The following is a 26,078-nucleotide window of genomic DNA, read 5'->3' as shown; positions in this document are numbered from 1 at the left end:
TTTATTCGTCATCCATTTTTAAGACGGCTAAGAAAGCTTCTTGTGGGATTTCAACATTACCCACGGCTTTCATTTTCTTCTTACCTTCTTTTTGTTTCTCTAACAATTTCTTCTTACGGGTAATATCCCCACCATAACATTTAGATAGGACATTTTTACCCATAGATTTAATGTTAGTTCTAGAGACAATCTTTTGTCCAATTGCAGCCTGAATTGGTACCTCAAATTGCTGTCTTGGAATGATATTTTTTAATTTCTCTACGATTGCCTTACCTCTATCATAAGCAAAATCTTTATGGACAATAAAGCTAAGTGCATCGACTTTTTGAGAATTTAATAAGATATCCATCTTAACCAATTTAGACTCTTTATATCCAATTAAATCGTAATCTAATGAAGCATAACCTTTAGTATTCGATTTTAATTGATCAAAGAAGTCGAATACAATTTCCGATAAAGGAATTTCGTAGATTATATTTACACGCACATCATCTAAGTAATCCATCGTTAAAAAGTTTCCACGTTTCTTTTGACATAACTCCATGACTGATCCTACGAAATCGTTCGGCACCATAATTTGTGCCTTGACATAGGGTTCTTCAATCTTGGTCACTTTTTGTGGATCTGGCATTTGTGCAGGGTTGTCGACATTGATAACTTCACAGTCAGTCATTTCGACACTGTAAATAACAGAAGGCGCTGTAGCAATCAATTCAATACCAAATTCTCTCTCAATTCGTTCTTGAACAATCTCCATATGAAGTAAGCCTAAGAAACCAGTACGAAAACCAAAACCTAGCGCCTGAGATGTTTCCGGCTCATATTGTAATGATGAGTCATTCAATTCAAGTTTCTCCAATGCTTCTCTTAGGTCATTGTACTTATTGGAATCAATCGGATACATACCACAATATACCATCGGATTCATCTTCTTATATCCTTGTAGGGGTTCAGTTGCAGGGTTATCTGCATTCGTAATTGTATCACCTACTAAAGAATCCCCAACTTTTTTAATCGACGCGATGATATAGCCCACATCACCTGCAGATAGATCATCAACAGGTAATTGCTTTGGTGTATTAATGCCGACTTCTGTCACTTCAAATTCCTTACCACTCGCCATCATACGGATCTTATCCCCTGCTTTGACCGAACCTTCCATAATTCGAATGGAAGAAATTACACCTCTATAGGCATCAAAGGAAGAATCAAAGATAAGCGCCTTAAGCGGTGCATCGATATCACCGTCCGGTGCAGGCACAGCATCTACAATACGCTCTAATATTTCCTCGATACCTATATTTGCCTTTGCTGAGGCATAGATAGAGTCTTCTTGAGGTAAGCCGATTACATCTTCGATCTCTTCTGCAACTCTATCAGGTTCAGCTGCAGGTAGATCGACTTTATTGACAACAGGAATGAGTTCTAAATCGTTGTCTAAAGCCAAGTATACGTTAGCTAATGTCTGTGCCTCAATTCCTTGAGCTGCATCGACAACTAAGATTGCCCCTTCACATGCTGCCAATGAACGAGAAACCTCATATGTAAAATCGACGTGACCCGGCGTATCGATTAAATGAAAGGTATACTCTTCTCCGTCTTTAGCTGTATACTTTAAACGTACTGCGTTAAGTTTAATGGTAATACCGCGTTCTCTTTCAAGATCCATAGAATCAAGAAGTTGTGATTTCATATCTCTCGCATCAACACTTTTAGTATTTTCTAATAATCTATCAGCAAGTGATGATTTACCATGGTCAATGTGAGCGATGATTGAAAAGTTCCTTATATTCTTTTGTCTTTTTAACCGTTCCTGTTTATCCATATAAAAATCCAACTTTCCTCGTGTTTGCAATGCTATAATTATATCAATGCTGCACATTAACTTCAATTCATTTCGGATTGATTATTGCATAAGCATCGTATATTTGGTAAAATATCTTGTGTTGCAATAAAAGTTGTACAACTTTATGTCGGAGGTGACATTATGCCTAATATTAAATCAGCTATCAAACGTGTGAAAACGAACCAATCAGCACAAGAAGCAAACATTGCACAAAAAAATGCAATGCGTACTGCTGTAAAACGTGCTGAAACAGCTAAAGCTGAAAATGCTGAAAACACAGACGCTTTAGTATCACAAGCTGTAAAACTTATTGATAAAGCTGTGAAAAACAATCACATTCATGCAAACAAAGCTAACCGTGTAAAATCTCAATTAATGGCTAAATAAGCACAAAACCTTCTTATCATTAAGAAGGTTTTTTTATTTTACCTAAATTTCTAATATAAATAATTCAAATAAAGTATTCCGATCTAAATACGATGACTTAAATTTATAGTCAATATCTCGGCATAGCATCATCTTAGATAAGAGATTTTCTAAAGGGAATTTTCTAACGTGTCTAAGCGCCAACTTCACCCTGTAGGGATGCACTTTTAATGCTTTGGCGATATTGTCCTCTTGATAACCCTGTTGATTTAAAATCTTCACTTGGTAAAACAAACGGAACTGTCCTATGATTAGATGTAACAATTTCATCGGCTCTTCTTTTTGAAGTATGAGTTCGCGTCCAAGTTGTACTGCTTTTTCCTTTTCATTTTTCAAGATAAATTCTGTCAGTAAAAATACATTTTGTTCAAGGGAAATACTAACAACTTCTTTAACATCCTCTAAAGTAATGTCACCATCTGTATAAAGCAACAGTTTTGAAAGTTCATTATGAACATTTTCATATTTATAGCTCGTTCTTTCTAAAAGCAGTTCCAATGCCTCACTATGTATCTCAATGTTTTCTTGGTTAAGGACACTTTCAACATATAAAGAAAGCTCACGTTCAGTCATTTCATTAATTTCAGTGACCTTACCTTTTTCCTTTAAGACTTTCGTTAGTTTTTTTCGGTTATCAAGCTTCTCTGTGTACACAGTAAAAAGAATCATTGTATCATCATTCTTTTTTGTTAAATAATCAAGTAACAAGTCGATATTATGATTGACAGAACCTGTATTCTTGTTTGCAGTAAATATAAGCGCATCCTCAATGACCAACACTTTTCTATCTGTCAAAAATGGTAAGGTTTGAGCCTCTTCTACAACCGTTTCAATAGATGTTTCTTTTAGATTCAAACGAGTGAAATTGAAGTCATCTAAGTCACCTGCATAACTTTTAGCGATTTTTTTAACCTCATCTTCAATCCGTATGATATTGGTGCCGTACATTAATTGTAGCAATTCCATTTATAAGGCTCCTTTAAATTTATAAATATATTATAGCTTTTTTCTTTAATTTATCCTATACTATAGGTAAGTGTTTAGGGGGTAATTACATGAATAAATTCGAAAAAAATGTACAATCTAAAAATAATGATGTCATTGATTCAGGCCTCGCTTTTATCGTAGGATTTATTGGTTTTGCTGTAATCTACATCATTCCTCAAATTTTCGCTATTATAGCGGGTTAAGCTAAGTTTATTTAGAGCCATTAACTGGCTCTTTTTTTATGTCTTTTTGTAAGCAAGACTGTCGTTGAGTTAATTTTTCATGAGTACATATTGTACCATCTTTAATGCTGAACTTCACCATACCGCTATCAGCTGTTAAATAAGTTCTTATGCCTTCTAAATTATCTATCACGCTATTATGCGGATGACCATAACGATTATTAACACCAGCTGAAATGAGTGCGATATCTGGCTCTACTGCCTCTATAAAATCTAAAGATGACGAAGTATCACTACCGTGATGTCCGACTTTTAATATGTCACTTTCTAAATTATATTTACCAACCAAATCTGCTTCACGTTCAATTCCTATGTCACCAGTAAACAGTACTTTAAACTGATCTAAGGTCACTTTCAACACGACGGATTGGTTATTTGAATCATCAAGCACATCCATACTATACAGATGTTGAATGTATATCGTACCCACCATAAAATCCTCTATATTTCGACTATCTATTATTTTACTTAGGTATTCTTTAGGGATACTACTCGACCACTCCTCAAACTTCTCATCATTAGTATTCATAAGGATATTTGTTGAATCTATCTTAGATAAAATATTTAACAATTCACCGCTGTGATCAATATCTAAATGACTGACTACAATCAAATCAAGTTGATCAATACCTTGTTCTTTTAAATAAGGTAGTACTGTTTTTTCACTTAAGGGAATTACTTGTTTGTTATGTAAGAATTGCCCTCCAGTATCAATTAAAATTGTCTTATTTGCTCTATGATCCTCAATTATAAAGGCATCCCCTTGTCCAACGTCTACCATGGTAAGTGTGTAATTTTGTGTAAAATTTTGATGATTTGTATATAAGACAATCGTCATCATTACAGTAGCAGTAAATATTTTAAAATACGATTTTTTTAAAGTGAAAATAATCAAACCATAACTTAAGATAAAGAGGACTAGCGTACTTAGAGGATGTAAATTTTTAATTGGCATTCTATGTTTAAAACTATGGCTTAGAAAACCAATCAAACGCTTAATACAGCTGAAAGTAAAATTGTAAATTTCGTCCATAAATACAGGTAGATGTATAAAGCTTAAAAAATTAAAGATGAGTACACTAGGGAAAATAATAAAAGAAAAGAACGGCACAAAAATAATATTTAATATTAAGCCACTTAAACTTATTTCATTAAAATGTAGCAGTACAATAACAATCGTGGATAATTCACATATAACTGTAATAATGACAAGTTGACCAATACTTGAAAACTGCATGAACAGTGGCCGAGTTAAAAGAATAAAATAAGTGGTTACATATGATAACTGAAATCCTGCATGGTACATTACTGACGGATTTATAAGTACTTGAACCAAGGCACTTAATGAAATTATCGTCATATAAGGTTTTTTATCGAAGAAGGAGCAAACCAAAAGGCATACACCCATAAAAACAGCTCTTAGGACACTCGGACTGAAAAAATTAATTAAGAAGAAGCATAGTAAGACGATAATCAATATAATTTTAATGTAGTGCACTGGTGTTCTGATCATTTTCAATGCACCATATATAAAAGCACTTAAAAAAGCCACATGCGTCCCCGATATAACATAAAGGTGATATATACCTAACTTTTGTAAAGCATCAAAAAATTCAGATGTTATGTAAGACTTATTTCCAACTGCCAATGTGAGCATGTCAAATTTATAGTCGTATTCAGTAATATTCAAAACCTTACTCAAATAAATAAATCTAATTTGATTTATTTTTGTTTTTAAGTTGAGATCCGCTTCCTTACACTCTACACCAGATAAATTGTCTAAATAAATTCGTCCACTTAACTCATTTAAAATTAAAGATGTTCGACTATCCTTCTTTACAAAATTTCTTTGTTCTTCAGGAATACTAGTATTAAAACTCCCTGTACACTTAGAACCAAGTGGTATTATATCTAGACCTTCTTCAATATATAGTTCATATGTTTCATTGTTATTTTCTACTATGTAGTGAATACTATCTTTATAATATTTGTAGTCTATGATGTGCAAGTAATCAATTCTCTTTTCTTCTAACGTCACGTCTAGCTGATTAATTAACAAGATAACAACAATAATGACTATTGACAGGAAACTTAAAAATTTTAAGGAGAATCTATTCACTCGACTACTCCACATTAAAATTGCATAAAAAAAGAAGCCCAAAAATGGGCTTTCTAAAAAGATATAACCAATGACAACAGCTAAGAATATGTATAGTAAGACCATTACAAGGCTTCGAAATAAGCTTTTACTTTTTCCGTGTCTGTTTCTATCAGTTCATAGTTTATATTATTCTTTTCTAATAACTCTATCGCATAAGGATGGTTTTTATAATTTTCCAGATAATAAATGTTACTGATACCTGCCTGAATTAATGATTTTGTACAATGCACACATGGGAAATGTGTCACATACACTGATGCACCTTCAGTTGAGACACCAAATTTTGAGCATTGGAGCAGTCCATTTATTTCAGCATGGATGGTACGTATACAATGACCATCCTCTACATAACATCCTTCATCTATACAGTGAACTTCACCTGAAACCGAACCATTATAGCCGCCTGCTATAATGCGATTGTCTTTGACAATCGTTGCACCTACACTTAATCTCTGACAAGTTGAACGAAGGGATAATAACATTGCTTGGGCCATAAAATATTCATGCCAATTTATTCTCATAAAGCACCTCATTCTATTGTAATATGTGGTTCTAAAGTTAGAAACGTCTTATCACCAATACCTGGAATGTTCTTTATATCTTCCAATTTCATAAAGACCCCCGTCTCTTCACGGTATTCTATAATCGTTTGTGCTTTTTTCTGACCTATACCGTTTAAGGTCATCAATTCATCCAAACTTGCTGTATTGATGTTAACTTTTGCCTCACTCGTCTCTTCCGCGCTTGGTACAGTCATGGCATGTTTGATTTCCTCATGATTAATTTCACCCTTGAATGGGATATAAATGACCATTTCATCAGTTAGCTTTTTAGACTGATTAACGGTGAGTAGATCTGCATTTTCAGAAACATTTGCGATATCTAGGGCATTCTTTACCCTAGCATCAACTGGAAGTTCATAGACACCTGGTGAGTTAACTGCACCCTTCACTTCAACGTACACCGTCGTCTCTATGTTTTCTAGGTCAGCTTCTTTAGCATCTACTTCACTGCCCTCAATATCTTCACTGACGTTCATAGAGATATCCTCAATAGCGACAGTGTCTTCTTTCATAAAGATAAAAAGAACAATGACCAAACCAATGAATAATCCCCCACCAGCAAGGTAAAATTTATACTGTTCGAAAAAGGTTTTGAGTTCCAATCCATCTCCTCCTTAAAATAGCTCTCATACTATATATATTAAAAAAAGATGGATTTACTTTTTATCGGACAAGTTATTTAATTTACCTAGAGTCGTTTTAGAATATAGAAATTCCTTTCAGCTACTTCTGTTAATGGATTATCAATATCAAAATCACTAAAAGAGTGATGGATTGTAAAGCCGGCCTCATTAGCTAACTGTAATATGTCACTATGCTTATAAGTTTGTTGATAATGTGTTTCTTCAAATTTTTCATAGAGATCATTTTGAACTTTGATGAAAAATGTCAATTCATGCCAGACACTGAGTTCCGCTTCACCCGGTATCGTCTGCCAAGTATAGAATACATCATCGTTAGAATCAGAATACAGTTCATAGTTAAAATCTGTTTTCATCTTATATTCTGTATGAACATCAAAGATAAAGACGCCGTCTTTGTTCAAATGTTTGTATGCATTTTGAAGTACATTACCAAAGGCTGTTACATCTTTTGCATAATTGAGTACATCTGCTGTTGCTATGATCATATCAAAGGATTCACTCAAGTCGAATTGAGTCATATCGTCACAAAAATACTCGGATGTTGGATCATTTTCTCTAGCAATTTCCACCATTGTTAATGAATTATCGATACCAACTTTCCTTGGTACTTTTAATGCATTTAAAACAGTCCCCGTACCTGAGCCTATGTCTAAAATTGAGTTTACATTTTCACCGTAGTATTTAATGACATCGAGCCATAAGTTATATGGCATCTCATCATTAAATAAGTCGTAAACTTTAGAAAAATTTTCGTATTTAGGCACGTCCAAGGTCATCACCAGCATCCTTGAATAAACGTTCTAAATTGTAGTATTCTCTTTGAGTTTTTATAAATACGTGAACAATCACGTCTCCTACATCACAGAGAATCCACTGCCCTTCTTTATGGCCTTCAATTTTTACATCAAGGTTATTCTTAAAAGCGACATCTCTGATTTCATCAGAAATTGCTTGCGTTTGTCGTTCTGAATTACCGTGACATATTACAAAATAATCTGTCACAGGACTATGATCTTTTACATCGTAAACTTTTATGTCGAGGGCACGTTTATCATCCACGGCCTCAACCATTAAATCTAATAGCTTATTGCTATCCATACTTTCACTCCTTAGCCATATTGTAATAATTCAAGCACTCTAATGTTTTATAATAAATGGTTTGATCTTTTTCTAGTAAATGCTGCATATTTGCTTTAGTAATCTGATATACAGCTCGGTCAATATTTTCTTCTTTATAAATTATATCCCTGATGAAATCTACACCTGGCTGACTTCTTTCGGGCTCAATATAATCCGCAACAAATATAATTTTTTCAATGATACCCATCTGCTTTGCCCCAGAGGTATGGTGGGTAATTGCTAAAAGTACATCTGGGTCATCTAGACCAAATTTATTCTTAACTTTAACTGCTGCAATCGGACCATGTAATACTTCTGATTTGTACTCTAATAATTCAGGATCTAAGCCTTCAGATTGAACAGTTTGATACATCTTGCCAAGGTCATCATACTTGGAATAATCATGTAATACACCTGCAAGATATACTTTATCTTTATCTGCGTTAAAAATCTTTGCCATTTTTTCTGCAGTTTCAGCTACCCTTTGGCAATGTTTAAAACGTTTTTTTGGTAATTTTTCTTCTGAAACTTTTAAAGCTTCCTTACGTTTCATAAATACGCTGCTCCTTTATAAACTTAAATACGTTTGGATTAACAAGGTGTTGTATTTCTGTATTCGTCTTAAGTCGCTCTCTGATTGTTGTAGATGATACTTCAACAATATTTGTTTTTAAATATTTGAATGGTGATTTAATTTCAAGGTTTGAATCATCACGATTAATGACCACAAATTGAGCTAAATTATGGAGTGCTTCTGAATGCGCCCATTTGTCAAAATTTAAATAATGATCTGTACCAATAATGAAATACAAGTCATCATTAAGATATTTTGACTTTAAAGTGCTTAAAGTATCAAAAGTATAAGTGACTTCTGCACGTTCTAATTCACTTGTATCAATAGAAACAAATTCGAAAGGTTCAACGGCAAGCCTAAGCATTTCTAAACGCTCAGAATCACTTGAATTTGCCGAATTTTTTAAAGGTGAAACATAAGTCGGAACGATAATGATCTGGTCTAAATTCAGACCAATATATGCTTCCACAAAGGCATTGATATGTCCATTGTGAACAGGATCAAAAGTTCCGCCGAAAATGCCTATTTTCATGGTAATTCTATCTCTTTATGTTCATCAGATTCTCTATATAATACGATAGTATTTCCCATAATTTGAACAATTTCAGCACCGGTTGCTGATTCTAGCGCTTTTGCAATAGAATCTTTATCTTCTAAACAATTTTGTAGTACAGAAATTTTAATTAATTCTCTTTTGATCATGACATCGTCCACTTGTGCAATAAAATTCTCAGTCACACCATTTTTCCCAATTTGAAATAGTGGTTTTTCATGATGAGCGAGTGATCTTAAGTAGCGCTTTTGTTTTCCTGTCAATGTCATTATGATTCCTCCATATATTTTTCTAATTTGTCTTTTACTGATTTAGTGTCACCAGTTTGCCCTGTCCAAATTTTATAGGCATCCATCGCTTGATTAACTAGCATATCTAATCCATTAATACTGTGCTTAAAATATGTCATGAATGGTGTTGTTTTCGGATTATAAATTAAATCCATACCCACTGTATCATCATCAATAAATGATGGATCAATGCCCATTGTTTCAAATACATCTTCATGATTTAACCCTATAGGTGTAGCATTAATGACAGCATCATAATGCCGGTTTGTAAAATCGTTTGTCACAATACCTGTAAAATCATCAGACTTAAACGTAGCAAAACTTTCAAGTCTTCTAGCAACAATTGTAACAATATCACCATGATCAATATGTGCTCTGTGGACTGCTTTTGCTGCACCGCCAGCACCGAGAATTAAGATATGACGTTCTTTTTTTTCCCCAAATGCTGCATTAAAGGCAGCTATATATCCTGTTACATCGGTATTATACCCATGTAATTCACCGTCTTTATAATGAACAGTGTTCACAGCACCAATTTTTATCGCCTTAGGATCGATATAGTCTAAGTGAGCCATGATGGTTTCCTTATGTGGCACCGTCACATTAATGCCCGATAATTCACTGTCCATGATCCATTTTTTTATATCTTTAATGTCTTCTGCTAGGACTTCATGCGCAGTATAAGTCGACTCATTTTTTAAGGCGTCAAAGTTTGTTTGGTGTATAAGTGGTGACATGGTATGTTTTATAGGATAACCGATTACAGCATAGTTCATCTTACTGCACTCCTTTAAAAATGGTCGGTCGTACGGTAACATTTACATCTTTAGGTACTCGAACACTTACCTTCGCTTTCTTTGCTACAGAAATAAAGGCTAGACCACTAATCAATACATCACTCGCACCATGTAAATCGAATTGATATTCGTCGTAATTTGACGTTAAGAAATCTTCTTCTATGGTTGGGGGTGCCAACAATTCATTAAAATGCTTACTGTAAAAGTCATAGGCATTTGTCGTTTTAGTTCGGTGAACGGTAAGGTGTTGGCTACAGTAGACAGAAAAACTATTTGAGTCACCTTCTGTATAGTCTATACGTCCAAGATTACCGATAAACAGAGTTTGATCACTATTCAACTGAAAAGTCTTTGATTTAATCTCTTTTGTTGGAGATACAAATTTTAAGTCACTTGCGTTTACAAAATGTGAGATTTGTGAATCCACAACAATACCTGGTGTGTCATACATCGTTTGATTATCACCGAGAGGAATATCAATCATGCCAAGTGTAGTCCCTGGAACATTGCTTGTCGTGATCACATGTTTTAAGCCCGTATTATCTTCTAGTAGTTTATTGATTAAAGTAGATTTCCCAACATTTGTCGTACCGACAATATAGACATCCTTACCTTGTGCCATACTACTTATCTTTTTCAATAATTCATCTAAGTGTTTTCCTTTAAGTGCACTGATTGCTATCGTATCATTTGCAGTTATACCTTCGTCCTTAAGCATCTTTTTGGCACGTTCAACTAATCTAGATGTATTCGTTGATTTTGGCAATAAGTCAATTTTGTTAATGACTGCTAAGACCTGTTTTTTTCCGACGATTCGATTAAATGATGGTATAATACTACCCTCAAAATCAAATACATCGATGACCTTTACAATTAAGCTATCTGTTTCATAAAGTGAATTCAACATGGTTAAGAAGTCACCAGAATCCATAGAGACTTCTTGTACCTCATTATAATGTCTTAAGCGGTAACAACGCTGACAAATAGGTTCATCTTTCTTTAAGCCAGACTCTGTTATATAGCCTTCTTTATTCTTATCATTGGTTTGGAGTACACTGCCACAACCGATACATTTTATGTCTGTCAAATTAATCCTCCCAGGTAATCATGTTCTTTTTCTTAAAGTACTTCATTATAACACGTTCTATACGGCGGTTTAAGTAGGTCGCCCATCCATCTTTTTCTTTGACAGGGATAACGAGTACACTTTTTATGCCAACCCGATTTGCACCCAGTACGTCTGTCATTAACTGGTCTCCGACCATCACAGTATTTTTCTTTTTAGTACCTAATAATTTCAAGCCTTTATGAAAGTTTGCAAGCATTGGTTTTCTAGCACTATCAATATAATCTATACCATGCGGTTCAGCAAATGCTTTTACTCTCTCATGACGTCCATTTGATAAGATGAGCAACTTGATATTGGAAGCTTCAAGTGACTGAATCCACTTAAGTACATTATCATCTGCATCCGCTTCGTCAAAAGCAACCAAGGTATTATCTAAATCCGTCATGACAGCACTAATATTATGCGCTTTTAAAAATTCAACAGTAATATCTTCATATCTTTTCACAAAATGGCTAGGTAAAAATTTATCTTCAATAATTGTCATAAGCTCTCTCCAAATTAGTGATAATACACAAAAAAAGCACCTTAAATAGTTTAAGGTGCGCATTTTACTACTCGATTATTTCAGGGTCTTCCGTTTCAGTTTCTGTGTAAACAACAAAGCCAATAATAACCGTAAATACAATTGCAAGAATCATTAAGAATAACATAGCTACCTCCACATTACAGTTCTCTTAATATTGATTTTACAACTTCAGAAGAATGAACACAAGCCCGAGCTAAAAATTCATCATAACTCATGTCCGCACTATCATCCGCTTTATCACTCATCGAACGCATAATTAAAAATGGTGTCTCAAATTGATAGCAAGTTTGTGCAATACTACTTGATTCCATATCTACACAAAGTGCATCAGCAAAATTACTAAGAATGTTATCTTTTTCTACTTTACTATCGATAAATGAATCACCACTTACAACTTGACCACATTGTCCTTTAATCTCTTCGTTATTGTTGATTATAGATAGGGCGAGTGCTTGAAGCTGATCATCACTATGATAAACCTCTGGCATGCCAGGAACTTGGCCCAATACATAACCGAAGGCAGTTGCATCCACATCATGATGTGTGACATCTGTTGAAATCACCATATCTGTTACGTCTAATTTATTTGATAAAGCACCAGCGACGCCAGTGTTTATTAAATAATCTAAATCATAGCGCTCAATCATTAATGCCGTAATGATACTCGCATTCACCTTACCAATCCCAGACTGGACTAAGACAATATTCTGCCCATTCAACTGTCCAATATAGGCAGTAGTGTGAATAAGCGATTCTTCTCTCTCTATTGTCATCGCCGTTTTTAACAAGGCAACTTCAGGTTCCATTGCACCTACGATACCGACTGTAAACTTAGTCAATTTTCACGATTTTCACTTTCATTGAGTTACCATTTGGTAAGGGTACATCGACTTCGTCTTTTAATTTTGCACCTAATAGTGCTTGTGCCATTGGAGATTCGTTCGAGATTTTTCCTTCAAACGGATCCGCTTCTGCACTACCAACGATCTGATATGATTCTTTATCACCATCAGGCACTTCAGTAAATGTTACTGTATTACCTAAACCAACAGTGTTTTTATCACCATTATCTTCAATGATAACAGCGTGTCTAATCATTTCTTCAATTTTAGTAATCTCTTTTTCAACAAAACCTTGTTCATCTTTAGCTGCGTCGTACTCTGAGTTCTCAGATAAGTCACCGAAACTACGTGCAACCTTTATTTTCTCAACCACTTCTGGTCTTTTAACTGTTTTTAATTCCTCTAGTTCAACTTGTAATTGCTCAAAACCTTCTTGTGTCATTGGGTATTCTTTTTTGTTTTCCATCGTAATCCTCCGTTAAATATAAATCTTTTATTCGTTGATTAAAGTTCTAATCTTCGTTGTAATGATATCGATTGCCACCATATTTTCCCCACCTTCAGGAATAATAATGTCACTGAAGCGTTTGGTAGGCTCAATAAATTGAAGATGCATTGGTCTAACAACTGATAAATACTGATCGATCACTGAATCTAGTGAGCGACCACGTTCTTTGATATCACGTGCCAAACGACGTAAAATACGAATATCTGAATCCGTATCTACATAAAGTTTCACATCCATAAGATCTCTAAGCGTTTCATTTTCTAAGGCGAAAATACCTTCAATGATGATTACTTCTTTAGGTTCTACCCTTATCGTTTCAGTACTTCTTGTATGGTTAGCATAATCATAAGTCGGTATATCAATCGTTTCCCTATTTATCAGCTGGTTGATATGTTGAATCAGTAGATCATTATCAAAAGCAAATGGATGGTCATAGTTGGTTTGTAATCTTTCATCCATGGTCTTCTCACTCTGATCTTTGTAATAGTAGTCCTGTTCGATAAGAACAATGCTGTGTCCTTCAAGTGATTCCATAATTTTTCTAGTAACTGAAGTTTTACCAGAACCTGAACCCCCAGCAATTCCTATTATCGTCGGTTTTTCCATTTGCGTACACACCCTTAGTAAATGACTAGTAAGCCGTCTCCGATATTTAAGTATGAAGTCGAATACTCACTATCTTTCATATTCTGATTGAATTCCCTAACCTTATCACGAAGTTTTCTTTTGTTTTTATTCTCAATTTCATCTTCAGTGATTAGCCCACGGATAAAAATATTGTCTACAATGATCAGCGCATCATCGGATAAATAAGTCTTATATTTATCGAAAAAGAATTGATTGTTTCCTTTTGATGCATCTATAAATAGAAAATCAAAATCTTTTTGATTTAGTTCAACTGTTTTAGCATCGGCTAGGATCGTTGTAATTCTATCCTTATATGGGCTGTTGTTGATATTTTCATTTGCAATATTATGACTCGCTTCGTCCTTTTCGATCGTTGTCACGTGAATATCGTCGTCAACGCTTGCAAAATGCAAAGCACTATAGCCAATAGCCGTTCCAATCTCTAAGATGTTTTTTGCACCTTTAATAGATATGTACTGTTTAACAGCATTTAAGGCATCGCCATCAATGATTGGAACATGGTGCTTAACTGCGTAGTCATATATATCTATAAATATCTCAGCCTCTGTATTCAATTCTCTAATATATTGTTTTAGTTCCATCTGATCACCATATACAAAAAATACAACTGATAACAAAGTTATCAGTTGTTCATCCATTACGATAGATAATAACACATTTCAATTAATTTGAAAAGCGCATATTATTCTCCATCAATATATTTCTCTCTATTTTCGTTATGCTCTTCATAGGTTTCTGCAAAGTGGTTATTACCTTCACTATCCGCTAGGAAGTAATAATAATTAGTATCTGATGGATTTAATGTACTTTGAACAGATTCTAAACCTGGTGCAGCAATAGGTCCTGGTGTTAAGCCGTTGTGAATGTATGTGTTATAAGGATCATCAACCTCAAGATCTTCATACAAGACCACTTCTTGGTGTTCCCCAAGTGCATAAAGTACAGTGGGATCTGTTTGTAGTGGCATTGTTGGAACGGATGCCATGCGATTTAAAAATACACTCGCGATTCGTGAACGGTCCGCAAGGGAGGTCGCTTCTTCTTCAATTAATGATGAGAACGTCAAGAATTCATGGAATGTTAAAGTACGCGATTCACCTTCATAAGTAATTGTATAATCAGGTGACGATGTATATAAGTTATAACTGTTCTCTTTTGTTGCATTCAGCATATTTCTCACCAATTGTTTTAAGTCTGGTTCTTCTGTTGTAATATCATAGGTTGCAGGATAGAGATACCCTTCAAGTGCATACTTAATATCTTCTTCCTTAATTTCATCCGTTAGCATCTCTGGGTACTCACTTATCAATTCATCAATAAATTCCTCATCATTCATGAGTTCTAGGAAGTCATCTGCTGAAGCAGGTGTATTGCTTTCAATCTGGCCAGCGATTTCTTCAATTGTATAGCCTTCTGGAACTGTTAATCTATACTGAACTTCCTCATATATCGTACCGGTTTCTAATGTTCGAGCGATCTGCTCGAAATCCATTGCGGGTGACATTTGATATGTACCTGCTTGATAGCTAGAAATACTATTTAAACGTAAGTATAACTCAAACATCGTACCATTCTTAACAATGCCTTCACTTTCTAATAAATCCCCAATGTCACTAGCAGAATAGCCCTGTTCTATGGACATTTCAATTGTTTCAGTTGAATCCTCATCGACGGGTTGTAAACCACTTCTAATATATAAAAAGGCTGAAATAATACCGACGATTAAAATAACAACTAAAATAATTACGATAAAAAGTGTGAGGTAAGACGATACATTTTTTGAAAATTTAACATCATCGTATTTACTCATAGATTTATCCTTTCTGAAAAAATAGCTTCCAATATTTCTATTGGAAGCTGGAGGGTATTACTCGTCGTAATCATCCATTTGTGTGTTTACAACTTCTTCGATCATGTCCCATTCATCGTCAGTTTCCACTGGTAGGAATTTACCGCCGTCGCCTTCTTCATCGGGAACGTTAATCATTGGGATAAGCTCGATATCCTCTTCTTCGTCACTAAAGTTTCCTTCTTCAGCAAGGATAACGTAGTTCTTATCGAATTCTGGGTGATAAAATTCGAGCATTTTTCTGTAAAGTACTTCTGAACCATCCTCATCATAAAGCGTAAGTAGTTCTTCTTCTTTGTTAAATTCTGTATTCTCGCTCGTCATATTCATGCTCCTTTATGCGGATTATCTAAGTAGCCTTGTAGTATAAATACTGCAGCCATCTTATCAATAACCGCTTTTCTTTTTTTGCGTGATAAATCAGCTTCTAGTAATGAACGTTCGGCAGCGACCGTGCTTAAGCGCTCATCCCACAGAGTTATTTTAACATCTGTGAGTTCAAGAGCAAGTAATTCGGCAAAATGTTGAGATCTTTCTCCACTTTCCCCAATCGTATTGTTCATATTTTTAGGTAAACCTACAACCACTGTATCTACTTCATACTTTTTAACAATGTCTACAAGTTCATCTATGCCGTAATCATCTTGATGCGTGTCTATTTTTAGTGTAGTCAGTCCTTGAGCAGTCCAACCTAAAGCATCGCTCATGGCCACACCAATTGTTTTTGTGCCTACATCGAGCCCGAGAATTCTAACCATTTATCTCTTTGTCGACATAATTCTTCACTAAAATTTCCATAATCTCATCACGTTCAATGTGTCTAATCTGATTACGTGCTTCATTATGGCGAGGAATATAGGCAGGATCCCCACTTTGCAGATAACCGACAATTTGATTAATAGGATTATAGCCGCGTTCTTCCAAAGTGTTATAAACGTTAGTTAAGACATTTTTAACGTTCTCTTCCTTACGTTCATCTACACTGAACTTCATAGTTTTATCGAACTGGTCCACTAAAAGCACTCCTATTCATACATCTATATTTGGTTCATATTATAACATTTTACAGCGTTTTATACATTATCTTTAATATACTCTTCAACAAATTGTAATGCTGCTGTTATACTCTCAGGGTTTGTTCCCCCTCCCTGAGCCATATCAGGACGGCCGCCGCCTTTGCCGCCTACAATTTCTGCCATGCCCTTCATAATTTGTCCAGCATGGATTTTTTCTGTCAATTCCTTAGGCACAGTGACGACTAGTGATACTTTGTCACCCGTTACTGCACTAAGCGCGATAACCGCATCCTGATTTTGTGATTTTATGACGTCCATTTGTTCACGTAATTCTTTGGCATTTGATGCCTCAACTTCTTGGCGAATTACATTGATACCGTCAATTTCAACTGTTGATGCAGATAAATCATTGAGTTTGGTTTCTTGAAGTTCACGTTTTAACCCATCGTAAGCAATCTGTAGTTCTTTTTTATCTGTTAATAGTGTTTCTAGTTTGTGAACCGTATTTTCTGGTTTTGATTTTAGTAATTGATCAATTTGTGATAGTTTATCTTCTTCTTCCTTATAGACATTGACTGCAAATTTACTTGTAACTGCTTCAATACGACGAATGCCGGCGCCAATACCACTTTCTGAAACAATTTTAAATACACCGATATCAGAAGTATTACCAACGTGTATCCCACCACATAGTTCGACTGAATAATTATCTATATTTACCACGCGTACAATTTCACCATATTTCTCACCAAAGAGCGCCATTGCACCAAGCTCTTTCGCTTTATCGATTGGCATTTCTTTAATAACAACATCTAAACCTGCATAGATTTTTTCGTTTACAATGTCTTCAATCTGTTGTAAATCTGCCTTAGATATCGACTCTAAATGAGAGAAGTCAAAACGTAAACGTTCAGCTTGTACAAGTGATCCCGCTTGGTTGGCATGTTCACCAATAACTTCCTTCAATGCTTGGTGTAATAAGTGAGTTGCAGTATGATTTTTAATTACAAAACGGCGTTTTTCTGTGTTTACTTGAAGTTGATAACTTTCTCCTTTGGTTAAGCGACCTTCTACAACATTAATCACATGAACATTTTGACCATTTGGCGCCTTGTAAACGTAGTCGACCTCTGCTTTACCATACTGGTTAGAAATAATACCAGTATCTGCAATTTGTCCACCACTTTCACTGTAGAATGGAGTTTCACTGAATATGACTTCAACTTTACCTTCTTCAACTGAATCAACGAGTTGATCATCTTTTACAATATAATCTAAAGTTGATTCAACATATGTGGTCTCATAACCTTTAAATACACTTGGGGAGGTAATGCTATGGAAGGTTTCAGACTGCACTTGCATAGAGTCCCCGCTCTTTCTACCTTGTCTTGCGCGTTCTTTTTGTTGAGCCATCTCTTCATTGAATACTGCTTCATCAACTGTTAAACCATCTAAGGCGGCATATTCTACTGTTAACTCATAAGGGAAGCCGTAAGTATCATAAAGTTTAAATGCATCCTTACCATCAATCACACCATTCGTTTGTTTAGCACGATCACGTAATCCTTGATAGATTTTGATACCCTCATCAAGTGTTTGCAAGAACCGTTCCTCTTCACCTTTAATAACTTCTTTTACAAAGTCTTTTTTCTCAGAAACATTTGGATAGAACCCACCCATAACTTCACTTACAACATCCGTCAACTGGTACATAAAGGCTTGGTTAATATCCAAGTCTTTACTGAATCTCACAGCTCTACGAATTAAGCGACGGAGGACATAACCACGTCCCTCATTCGATGGTAGTGCCCCATCAGCAATCGCAAATGCAACCGTTCTAATATGGTCAGAAATGACCTTAAATGCAGTATCGTAAGTATCATTTACACCGTATTCTTTCTTAGATACCACTTCAATTTCTTTAATGATTGGTGTAAATAAATCAGTATCGAAGTTTGTTTTCGCATCTTGAATAACGCTCGTAATACGCTCTAAGCCCATACCCGTATCAATATTTTGCTTTGGAAGTGGTGTATAAGAACCATCTTTATTATGGTTGAATTCACTAAATACTAAGTTCCAAATTTCTAGATAGCGTTCATTCTCTCCACCAGGATACATTTCGCTCTCTGGACTTGTTGTATCGTAAGCTTCACCACGGTCATAGAAAATTTCACTGTTTGGTCCACAAGGGCCTTCTCCTATATCCCAGAAGTTCCCTTCGATACGAATAATACGTGATTCATCTAAGCCAATCACATCTTTCCATAAATTATAAGCATCGATATCTTCCGGGTGAACAGTCACATAAAGTAAATCAGAATCGAAACCAATCCAATCTTCATGTGTTAAAAATTCCCAAGCACGAATAATTGCTTCTTTTTTAAAATAATCCCCGATTGAAAAGTTACCTAACATTTCAAAGAATGTATGGTGACGTGCTGTAAAGCCAACATTCTCTATATCATTTGTACGGATTGCCTTTTGTGCATTAACGATTCTAGGTTTTGTAGGCACTGTACGACCATCAAAATATTTTTTTAAAGTTGCCACACCTGAATTGATCCATAATAGTGAATCATCATCGACAGGTACTAAAGACGCACTTGGTTCTACCATATGATCATGTGCCTTAAAGTAATCTAAAAACATTTGACGTATTTCATTACCAGTTAACTGTTTCATCATTATCACTCCTGTTATTATATAAAATAAAAAATCGCCCCTTGTAAAAAAGGGACGATAGTTACCGCGGTACCACCCAGTTTATGACATAGTCATCACTTTAGCATTATTAGTATAACTGGAAAGTAGCACATAGGCGGGGTCTCATTGCTTGCACCAACCGCAATGTCTCTTAAAAAAACAATCCGCATATTTAAAATTCCAGTAAATTTAAATCAATTATAAAATCTTAAGGTTTAAGTGTCAAACAAATTCATACGGCGTAATACCGTCCATACCAATCATTGGATCTACTAATTCTTTGTTGACGACTTCTTCTGTTAGAAATTCTGGCAAGGCTGTCGGTTGTAGGAATGTTTTACAATATGCTCTTAGGAATTCTTCTAACATCGTATTTCTTTCGATTCCTTCTCTATTAATTGCATTGTAAAATGCATTCGGGTCCCCACATAAAACCAAGGATTCTTTCGCACGTGTAATGCCCGTATATACTATATTTTTAAGTAGCATATGGTAATAACTAGAGACGATAGGCATAATGACGATTGGATATTCACTACCCTGAGCTTTGTGAATACTCGTACAGTAGGCATGTGAAAGCTCCATTAAATCTTTTCTTTCATAGGAAATATGTCCAGTTTCAAATTCAACGACAATTTTGTCCTTGTCTGTTTCGCCGTCTGATTTTAAAAAGATATTGGAAATTATGCCAGAGTCACCATTAAATACATTATCCTCTGTTCGATTAACAAGTTGAATGACCTTATCACCCTTACGAAATACTTTATCGCCGAATTCTATTTCAGTTTTGTCGTCACTTTCAGGATTTAGTATACCTTGGAGTAGTTGATTCAGAGTATTAATTCCTGCAGGTCCTCTGTAGATCGGGGCGAGTACTTGAATGTCTCTCATGTCATAACCCTTTTCTACAGCTCTTGTAGCGACCTTGTCAACAACTTCTACAATTTGGTTCGTATTTGCAGGAAAGAACACCCTGTCTTTAAACTTATCTGTGATATTCATAGGATTACCATTAGCAATGTCGTAAGCAAGACTAACAATAGAAGAACCCTCACCTTGACGGTAAACTGTGTCGAGAATTGTCGTATTTATAACATTAGATTTAATTAAATCTTTAAATACTCGACCGGGACCAACTGATGGCAATTGGTCACTGTCTCCTACAAAAACGAGCCTAGTATGTGGCATTACATTTTGCATCAACTGATAAAACAACCATGTATCGACCATGGACATTTCATCAATAATTATTAATTCTGCATCAATCTCATTGTCTAAAATGTCGTCCGCTTCGGTATCTTGACCCCAGCCAATCATCCTGTGAATCGTCTTCGCTTCTATACCTGAAGTATCCGCCATCCGCTTCGCTGCACGACCTGTTGGCGCAGCAAGTTTAATAGGATATTCCCCATCTTCATATTCACTGAAATTTTTATAGTCATACATTTCTTTATACAGGGCGATAATCCCTTTAACTATTGTTGTTTTACCAGTACCCGGTCCACCCGTAATTATCGAAACCTTTTCAGTGATAGAATTTAATATCGATGTTCGCTGTTTGTCACTATAATTTATATCGAATGATTTTTCGATTTCTTTAATGGTATGTCTAGCTTCATCCACATCAATCTCATCGATTTTAAAATCCATAATATGAGAAAGCTTATTCGCTGCTTTATACTCAGAATGATAGATATTCGGCATCGTGACACGTTGATCTTTTAAGATTAATTTCTTGTTTAAAGCTAAGGTTTCAAGCGCCACGTCAATATCACTCTTGGTAAAGTAATTTTTTGATGTATTTAAGAGGGTTAAGGTCTTATCTTGTATTAAATCAACAGTCGTATAAGTGTGACCGACCGCATTGATTTCATCGCTAATCGTATACATGACACCAGCAACCAAGCGCTCTGGATCATCCGCATTAATACCTGAATTCAAGGCGATTTGGTCAGCCTTTTTAAAACCTATGCCAAAGATATCACTGACGAGTTGATAAGGGTGATTTCTCAATATATTTAAAGTATCACTCTTATATGTATCAATAATTTTAGAACGCTTAGATGGTTCTATATTTAAATTAATCATCAACAAATAAGCTTCATCTGATAGGTTAGACTGTCTAACAGTATCAGTTATCATCTGTCTTTTTTGTTTTGTTAGACCCTTGATCTTATTTAGAGCGTCGTCATCATTTGTAATGATACTAATGGCTTCTAAACCAAGCGTTTCAACAATTTTTTCTGCTGTTTTAGTACCTACTCCAGGAAACTTATCACTAGAGAAGTATTGAATCAGTCCTTCATTAGTATCTGGAATTTCCTTATGAAAACTATCTGCTGCAAATTGCTCACCAAATCTTTGGTGGCTTGTTACCTTACCGACAAAACGGTAACTTTCACCCTCTTCTATTTCATGAAAGAAACCGGTGACTATACCATCATCACGGAACTTAGTATTTGTTTTTGTTATATTTACTTTCAATACATGAAACCGCGAATCTTCACTCATGAAGATAACGCGGTCCACATCACCGATAATATAAAGTTCGTCATATATTGAAGTTTGTCCGTGATCAGCCATAGAATCTACTCCAACTCATTAAATTTTTTCAAAGCGTGATGACTTAAATGATGGTCTCTTTGAATTTCAGTCGCCTTCTTAAAATGTTCAGTTGCCTTACTCTTATCTTCAGTTAGCATGTAAATTGCAAGTCCTAGATTATATTCAGCGTCTGCATGATCGACTTTTTCAGTCACAGCAGATAACAGTTTAACTGCCGGTTCATATTGCTCAACTTGACACAATGCTAAACCATAATTAAACAATAAATCTGGGTCTTCTGGCATGCTTTGATATGCTTTTTCAAAAAATGGGATACTCATTCTAATTTCACCGGTATTGACATGTGTACGACCTAGCATGAAATTTAAATCTCCATCTTCCATTTTACTACCATAAGCCGTTAAATAAACTGTTCTTGCCTCATTATAACGCTCAGCATCAAAATATAAATTGCCAAGCGTATATAAAGCACTAAAACTATCTGGATCAATAAGGAGTGCTTGTTGTAAAAAGCGCTCTGCTTCTTCTATTTTCCCGATAGTAGACAAAACAACGGCACCGTTTATATAGTGTGTTTCTTCTTTGGGTGATTCATCTATTGCTTTAAAGATTTCTTCTAAAGCCGCTTCATAATCACCTTTTTCGATGAGCGTCTTATATGCAAACATTAAGCCAAATACTCCAATTTTTCATCATTTCTATATACTGAATCAATCGTTGCCCCGCCAATCACTGTATCACCGTCATAGAGTACAACTGCTTGGCCTGGTGTGACAGCATTTGCTGAATCGTAAGTGACCTCAATCTGATCGTCACCTAGCACTTTAACAGTTACCGGCACATCTTTTTGTCTATAGCGGAATTTCGCTGTTGCTTCAAAAGTATCTTCAACTGGGTTTATGAAGTTCACTTCACTTGCAAGTAGTCTCGTTGAAGTTAAGGCATTGGCCCCATCACCTTGTACAACGTACAATTCGTTTGTTTCTAGATTTTTACCTGCAACGAAATAAGGCCCGCCATCTCCACCAATACCAAGACCTTGTCTTTGTCCTATAGTGTAATACATTAAACCATCATGGCGTCCTTTGTCTTCACCAGTTTCTAAATTAATCATTCTTCCCGGATTTGCTGGTAGATAGTTACTTAAGAATTGTTTAAAGTCTCTTTCTCCGATAAAACAAATTCCTGTTGAATCTTTTTTATCTTTAGTTGCTAGATCGTATTGATGTGCTAATTCACGCACTTCTTTTTTCTCAAGGTGACCGAGTGGGAACATCACTTTAGAAAGTTGTTCTTTAGACAATTGATTCAAGAAATAAGTTTGATCTTTATTATTATCTACACCACGAAGCATACGTACATTTTCACCATCATGCTCAACTCTAGCATAATGACCAGTTGCGACATAATCCGCTCCAAGCTTCATTGCATGGTCTAAGAATGCTTTAAATTTAATTTCTTTGTTACACATCACATCTGGGTTAGGTGTACGTCCTTTTTTATATTCGTCGAGGAAATACTGGAATACACGGTCGTAATATTCCTTTTCAAAGTTAACAGAGTAATATGGTATACCGATTTCTTCAGCAACCAACCTCACATCTTCGTAGTCCTCAGTTGCTGTACATACGCCGAACTCATCTGTATCATCCCAATTTTTCATAAAAATACCGATCACGTTATAGCCTTGTTCTAATAAGAGTTTTGCTGTGACTGAAGAGTCTACACCGCCGCTCATACCAACGACTACAGTAGTGTCATTATTAGACATTTGTAAATCTTCCTTTCTTTTTCTGTAGCTTAAATAAAGCCGTTATCATTTAAATTATTATATATTTTACTTAAAGCGCTCGAAACTGTTTTTATATCTGAGGGGGATAGTTGTTCTGAGAAACTAAAGCGTAAGGAATGCTTGCTGCGGTCTTTGTCGTACATGGCTGTAATAACATGTGAAGGGACAACTGTACCCGCATTACAAGCTGAGCCACCAGAGGCATATACACCTTTCATATCTAAGGCTGTTAACAAGTATTCCGATTCACTCCACGGGAAATATAAATTCAATATATGTCCTGTCTGATTAGAAATGTCTCCATTGATTTCAAATGGTACTTTCTCATCTTCTAGTGACTTAATGAAGGAATCTTTTAAAACATTAAGTTGCTCTGTATTTCTCTCTCTATTTTCAGCTGCCTTTTCTACCGCTAAACTCATTGCATAAGCATACAAAGTATTTTCGGTACCCGCTCGACGTTCCCTTTCCTGGGAGCCACCAGTAATCATGCGTTTAATATGTGTATTGTGTTTCACATATAGGACACCTATACCTTTAGGCGCATTTAATTTATGTCCACTTAATGTAAGGAAATCACAGGACAATGCCTTAACATCAATAGGTAGTTGCTTAAATGCTTGGACTGCATCGATGTGGAAAAGGACATCAGTTTCATTCAAGACATTCGCGATCTCTTCAACAGGTTGAATCGTACCTGTTTCATTGTTTACCATGATTATCGAAACGAGCTTTGTTTCTGGTCTAAGTGCAGCCTTTAGCTCATCAACATCTATTAAACCTGCCTCGTTGACGTTCAAATAAGTAATATCAACATTCTCTTTTAAATCATCAAAAGTTTCCTTAACAGAAGCATGTTCAACAGTCGTTGTAATAATATGAGGTTTTTCATAAAATCCACTAACCCCACGAATGACAAAATTATTTGCCTCCGTTGCACTCCCTGTAAAGACAATTTCGTCAGCTCTTGCATTTAGATATTTGGCAACTCGTTGACGTGATTGTTCATAAAAAGCTTTCGCTTCCTTACCAACCCGATGAATACTTGATGGATTTCCAAACTTATCCGCATTATTAAGCATCTTTTGTAATATTGATTCATCAATTGGTGTTGTCGCTGCATAATCTACATAAATTGACATACTATCCCTCTTATCTCATACATAATTCTTATAGATTTTATCATGTTCGAGCAGATATTTATACTTTTCTGTTTGGATATAAGAAAATGTAATAAATATTATAAATTCATGGAGGTTCACAAATGTCGAAAAATATTAATATATCTGTATTAAATTTAGTTCCTGTACGAGAAGGATCAAATGCTACAGGTGCTTTTGAAGATATGATTACATTAGCTAAACACGTGGATAAAACAACCTATCAAAGATACTGGATTTCAGAACACCATAATATGAGATCTCTTGCATCCAGTGCGACTAGACAACTTATCCAACATATCTTGCAAAATACTGATGAGATTAGAGTAGGCTCTGGTGGTGTCATGCTACCTAACCACTCCCCTTACATTGTTGCGGAGGAATTCGGTACACTCCATGCCATTTTTGGAGATCGTTTAGACTTAGGACTTGGCCGTGCACCAGGTACAGATATGTTAACTGCTAATGCAATTAGGCGCAGTAACCACGAAGGTGTATTCTCATTTAAAGATGAAATAGAAGAACTCCGTCGTTACCTAGCAGATAACGGGGCTGACTTAGTTGCATATCCAGGAGAAGGATCAAACGTCCCCTTATATGTACTGGGCTCTTCAACAGATTCAGCCCACATCGCGGCTAAACTCGGCTTACCTTATGCCTTTGCTTCACACTTTGCACCAGCTCAGATGAATGAAGCATTTATTATATATGAAAATAATTTTGTACCGAGTGCACAACTCGACAAACCGTATAAAATGGCATCAGTTAATGTTATTTTAGCTGATACAAAATCCCAGGCAGAATATTTAGCAACGACGCATTATCAAACTATTATTGGACTAATTAGAAATAAGAGAGAGCAACTTCAACCGCCTGTCGATTCCATGGATGGATTATGGACGCCAATGGAGGAAAATACAATTAAACAGCAATTCCCGATTCAGTTCTTAGGCGATAAAGCTGACGCGATGGCGAGTTTAGAAAAATTCCAAGATAAATATAATGTAGATGAATTGATTGTCGCTTCGTATATTTATGACATGGATGCATTATTGAAATCCTACGACCTATTTGCTGAGGTTGTGAGTGATTATAACGAACAATAATTAAAGACAAATGTGCACCTGACTTTAAG

Annotated in this window: 29 protein-coding genes; 3 read left to right on the top strand and 26 right to left on the bottom strand. The window is 35.5% G+C overall.

The genetic code is table 11. The features are described from left to right. Position 1: 1 nt before the first annotated feature. Positions 2 to 1,825 (bottom strand): translation elongation factor 4, encoded by a 1,824-nt coding sequence (gene lepA, locus V6E76_RS10750; protein WP_166626626.1) that lies wholly within the window; start codon positions 1,823 to 1,825, stop codon positions 2 to 4. 162 nt (positions 1,826 to 1,987) lie between these two features. Between lepA and rpsT the strand changes: the two genes are divergently transcribed. Further along, a complete protein-coding gene (gene rpsT / locus V6E76_RS10745) occupies positions 1,988 to 2,233 on the top strand; it encodes a 30S ribosomal protein S20 (RefSeq protein WP_026866443.1) in 246 nt (81 codons plus the stop codon). Positions 2,234 to 2,275: 42 nt separating this feature from the next. Here rpsT and holA read toward each other — a convergent pair whose 3' ends face one another. Continuing rightward, positions 2,276 to 3,238 (bottom strand): DNA polymerase III subunit delta, encoded by a 963-nt coding sequence (gene holA / locus V6E76_RS10740; protein WP_026866444.1) that lies wholly within the window; start codon positions 3,236 to 3,238, stop codon positions 2,276 to 2,278. A gap of 89 nt (positions 3,239 to 3,327) precedes the next feature. Here holA and V6E76_RS10735 point away from each other — a divergent pair, with 89 nt between their 5' ends. Then, a complete protein-coding gene (locus V6E76_RS10735; protein WP_247352767.1) occupies positions 3,328 to 3,462 on the top strand; it encodes a YqzM family protein in 135 nt (44 codons plus the stop codon). 7 nt (positions 3,463 to 3,469) lie between these two features. Here V6E76_RS10735 and V6E76_RS10730 read toward each other — a convergent pair whose 3' ends face one another. The 24 genes from V6E76_RS10730 to V6E76_RS10615 form a co-directional block, all read right to left on the bottom strand. After that, positions 3,470 to 5,725, bottom strand: coding sequence for a DNA internalization-related competence protein ComEC/Rec2 (locus V6E76_RS10730; protein WP_247352764.1), 2,256 nt, complete (start codon positions 5,723 to 5,725; stop codon positions 3,470 to 3,472). After that, positions 5,725 to 6,183, bottom strand: a complete 459-nt coding sequence (locus V6E76_RS10725) for a ComE operon protein 2 (protein WP_247352762.1) — start codon at positions 6,181 to 6,183, stop codon at positions 5,725 to 5,727. The genes V6E76_RS10730 and V6E76_RS10725 overlap by 1 nt, the downstream gene beginning before the upstream one ends. Positions 6,184 to 6,191: 8 nt before the next feature. Continuing rightward, entirely contained in the window at positions 6,192 to 6,827 is a 636-nt protein-coding gene (locus V6E76_RS10720) for a ComEA family DNA-binding protein (RefSeq protein ID WP_247352760.1), read from the bottom strand. Positions 6,828 to 6,913: 86 nt separating this feature from the next. Next, positions 6,914 to 7,633 (bottom strand): class I SAM-dependent methyltransferase, encoded by a 720-nt coding sequence (locus V6E76_RS10715; protein WP_247352759.1) that lies wholly within the window; start codon positions 7,631 to 7,633, stop codon positions 6,914 to 6,916. Further along, positions 7,626 to 7,967, bottom strand: a complete 342-nt coding sequence (gene rsfS / locus V6E76_RS10710) for a ribosome silencing factor (RefSeq protein ID WP_026866449.1) — start codon at positions 7,965 to 7,967, stop codon at positions 7,626 to 7,628. Before rsfS ends, V6E76_RS10715 begins: the two co-directional genes overlap by 8 nt. A gap of 4 nt (positions 7,968 to 7,971) precedes the next feature. Continuing rightward, positions 7,972 to 8,541, bottom strand: a complete 570-nt coding sequence (gene yqeK, locus V6E76_RS10705; RefSeq protein ID WP_026866450.1) for a bis(5'-nucleosyl)-tetraphosphatase (symmetrical) YqeK — start codon at positions 8,539 to 8,541, stop codon at positions 7,972 to 7,974. Then, complete coding sequence (gene nadD / locus V6E76_RS10700; protein ID WP_166626622.1) at positions 8,531 to 9,094, bottom strand: nicotinate (nicotinamide) nucleotide adenylyltransferase; 564 nt, start codon at positions 9,092 to 9,094, stop codon at positions 8,531 to 8,533. Before nadD ends, yqeK begins: the two co-directional genes overlap by 11 nt. After that, positions 9,091 to 9,384 (bottom strand): ribosome assembly RNA-binding protein YhbY, encoded by a 294-nt coding sequence (gene yhbY, locus V6E76_RS10695; protein WP_026866452.1) that lies wholly within the window; start codon positions 9,382 to 9,384, stop codon positions 9,091 to 9,093. The genes nadD and yhbY overlap by 4 nt, the downstream gene beginning before the upstream one ends. Continuing rightward, positions 9,384 to 10,181 carry a shikimate dehydrogenase gene (gene aroE / locus V6E76_RS10690; protein WP_247352757.1) on the bottom strand — a complete coding sequence of 266 codons (798 nt, stop codon included), beginning with the start codon at positions 10,179 to 10,181 and terminating at the stop codon, positions 9,384 to 9,386. The genes yhbY and aroE overlap by 1 nt, the downstream gene beginning before the upstream one ends. Before the next feature lies 1 nt (position 10,182). Further along, complete coding sequence (gene yqeH / locus V6E76_RS10685) at positions 10,183 to 11,289, bottom strand: ribosome biogenesis GTPase YqeH (protein WP_247352755.1); 1,107 nt, start codon at positions 11,287 to 11,289, stop codon at positions 10,183 to 10,185. A gap of 1 nt (position 11,290) precedes the next feature. Further along, complete coding sequence (locus V6E76_RS10680) at positions 11,291 to 11,815, bottom strand: YqeG family HAD IIIA-type phosphatase (RefSeq protein WP_247352753.1); 525 nt, start codon at positions 11,813 to 11,815, stop codon at positions 11,291 to 11,293. Positions 11,816 to 11,994: 179 nt separating this feature from the next. Next, positions 11,995 to 12,696 carry a 5'-methylthioadenosine/adenosylhomocysteine nucleosidase gene (locus V6E76_RS10675; RefSeq protein ID WP_247352751.1) on the bottom strand — a complete coding sequence of 234 codons (702 nt, stop codon included), beginning with the start codon at positions 12,694 to 12,696 and terminating at the stop codon, positions 11,995 to 11,997. Next, positions 12,689 to 13,165 carry a transcription elongation factor GreA gene (gene greA, locus V6E76_RS10670; RefSeq protein WP_166626619.1) on the bottom strand — a complete coding sequence of 159 codons (477 nt, stop codon included), beginning with the start codon at positions 13,163 to 13,165 and terminating at the stop codon, positions 12,689 to 12,691. Before greA ends, V6E76_RS10675 begins: the two co-directional genes overlap by 8 nt. A 27-nt stretch (positions 13,166 to 13,192) precedes the next feature. Next, on the bottom strand, positions 13,193 to 13,813 hold the full coding sequence (gene udk, locus V6E76_RS10665; RefSeq protein ID WP_026866458.1) for a uridine kinase: 621 nt from the start codon (positions 13,811 to 13,813) through the stop codon (positions 13,193 to 13,195). 14 nt (positions 13,814 to 13,827) lie between these two features. After that, the gene (locus tag V6E76_RS10660; RefSeq protein ID WP_156889139.1) at positions 13,828 to 14,493 is read right to left on the bottom strand and encodes an O-methyltransferase; all 666 of its coding nucleotides are present in this window, start codon (positions 14,491 to 14,493) and stop codon (positions 13,828 to 13,830) included. 44 nt (positions 14,494 to 14,537) lie between these two features. Then, positions 14,538 to 15,665 (bottom strand): endolytic transglycosylase MltG, encoded by a 1,128-nt coding sequence (gene mltG / locus V6E76_RS10655; protein ID WP_247352749.1) that lies wholly within the window; start codon positions 15,663 to 15,665, stop codon positions 14,538 to 14,540. 57 nt (positions 15,666 to 15,722) lie between these two features. Then, the gene (locus V6E76_RS10650; RefSeq protein WP_370545384.1) at positions 15,723 to 16,034 is read right to left on the bottom strand and encodes a DUF1292 domain-containing protein; all 312 of its coding nucleotides are present in this window, start codon (positions 16,032 to 16,034) and stop codon (positions 15,723 to 15,725) included. Then, positions 16,031 to 16,462: a Holliday junction resolvase RuvX gene (ruvX, locus tag V6E76_RS10645; RefSeq protein ID WP_026866462.1), complete on the bottom strand. Its 432-nt coding sequence runs from the start codon at positions 16,460 to 16,462 to the stop codon at positions 16,031 to 16,033. The genes V6E76_RS10650 and ruvX overlap by 4 nt, the downstream gene beginning before the upstream one ends. Then, positions 16,455 to 16,718 (bottom strand): IreB family regulatory phosphoprotein, encoded by a 264-nt coding sequence (locus V6E76_RS10640; protein ID WP_026866463.1) that lies wholly within the window; start codon positions 16,716 to 16,718, stop codon positions 16,455 to 16,457. The genes ruvX and V6E76_RS10640 overlap by 8 nt, the downstream gene beginning before the upstream one ends. A 59-nt stretch (positions 16,719 to 16,777) precedes the next feature. After that, positions 16,778 to 19,405, bottom strand: a complete 2,628-nt coding sequence (gene alaS, locus V6E76_RS10635) for an alanine--tRNA ligase (RefSeq protein WP_247352746.1) — start codon at positions 19,403 to 19,405, stop codon at positions 16,778 to 16,780. Between the two features lie 243 nt (positions 19,406 to 19,648). Then, on the bottom strand, positions 19,649 to 22,009 hold the full coding sequence (recD2, locus tag V6E76_RS10630; RefSeq protein WP_247352744.1) for an SF1B family DNA helicase RecD2: 2,361 nt from the start codon (positions 22,007 to 22,009) through the stop codon (positions 19,649 to 19,651). A 5-nt stretch (positions 22,010 to 22,014) separates the two neighbouring features. After that, positions 22,015 to 22,659: a tetratricopeptide repeat protein gene (locus V6E76_RS10625; protein WP_247352742.1), complete on the bottom strand. Its 645-nt coding sequence runs from the start codon at positions 22,657 to 22,659 to the stop codon at positions 22,015 to 22,017. After that, complete coding sequence (gene mnmA / locus V6E76_RS10620) at positions 22,659 to 23,762, bottom strand: tRNA 2-thiouridine(34) synthase MnmA (protein ID WP_247352740.1); 1,104 nt, start codon at positions 23,760 to 23,762, stop codon at positions 22,659 to 22,661. Before mnmA ends, V6E76_RS10625 begins: the two co-directional genes overlap by 1 nt. A 29-nt stretch (positions 23,763 to 23,791) precedes the next feature. Further along, positions 23,792 to 24,925 (bottom strand): cysteine desulfurase family protein, encoded by a 1,134-nt coding sequence (locus V6E76_RS10615; RefSeq protein WP_247352738.1) that lies wholly within the window; start codon positions 24,923 to 24,925, stop codon positions 23,792 to 23,794. Between the two features lie 122 nt (positions 24,926 to 25,047). On the opposite strand from V6E76_RS10615, the gene V6E76_RS10610 reads away from it, so the two are divergent. After that, positions 25,048 to 26,049, top strand: a complete 1,002-nt coding sequence (locus tag V6E76_RS10610) for an LLM class flavin-dependent oxidoreductase (RefSeq protein ID WP_247352736.1) — start codon at positions 25,048 to 25,050, stop codon at positions 26,047 to 26,049. Positions 26,050 to 26,078 lie beyond the last annotated feature (29 nt).

The sequence above is a fragment of the Jeotgalicoccus huakuii genome, assembly GCF_036665975.1.
In the GTDB taxonomy this organism is placed as follows: Bacteria; Bacillota; Bacilli; order Staphylococcales; family Salinicoccaceae; genus Jeotgalicoccus; species Jeotgalicoccus marinus.
This window is presented reverse-complemented; position numbering and strand designations above follow the sequence as displayed.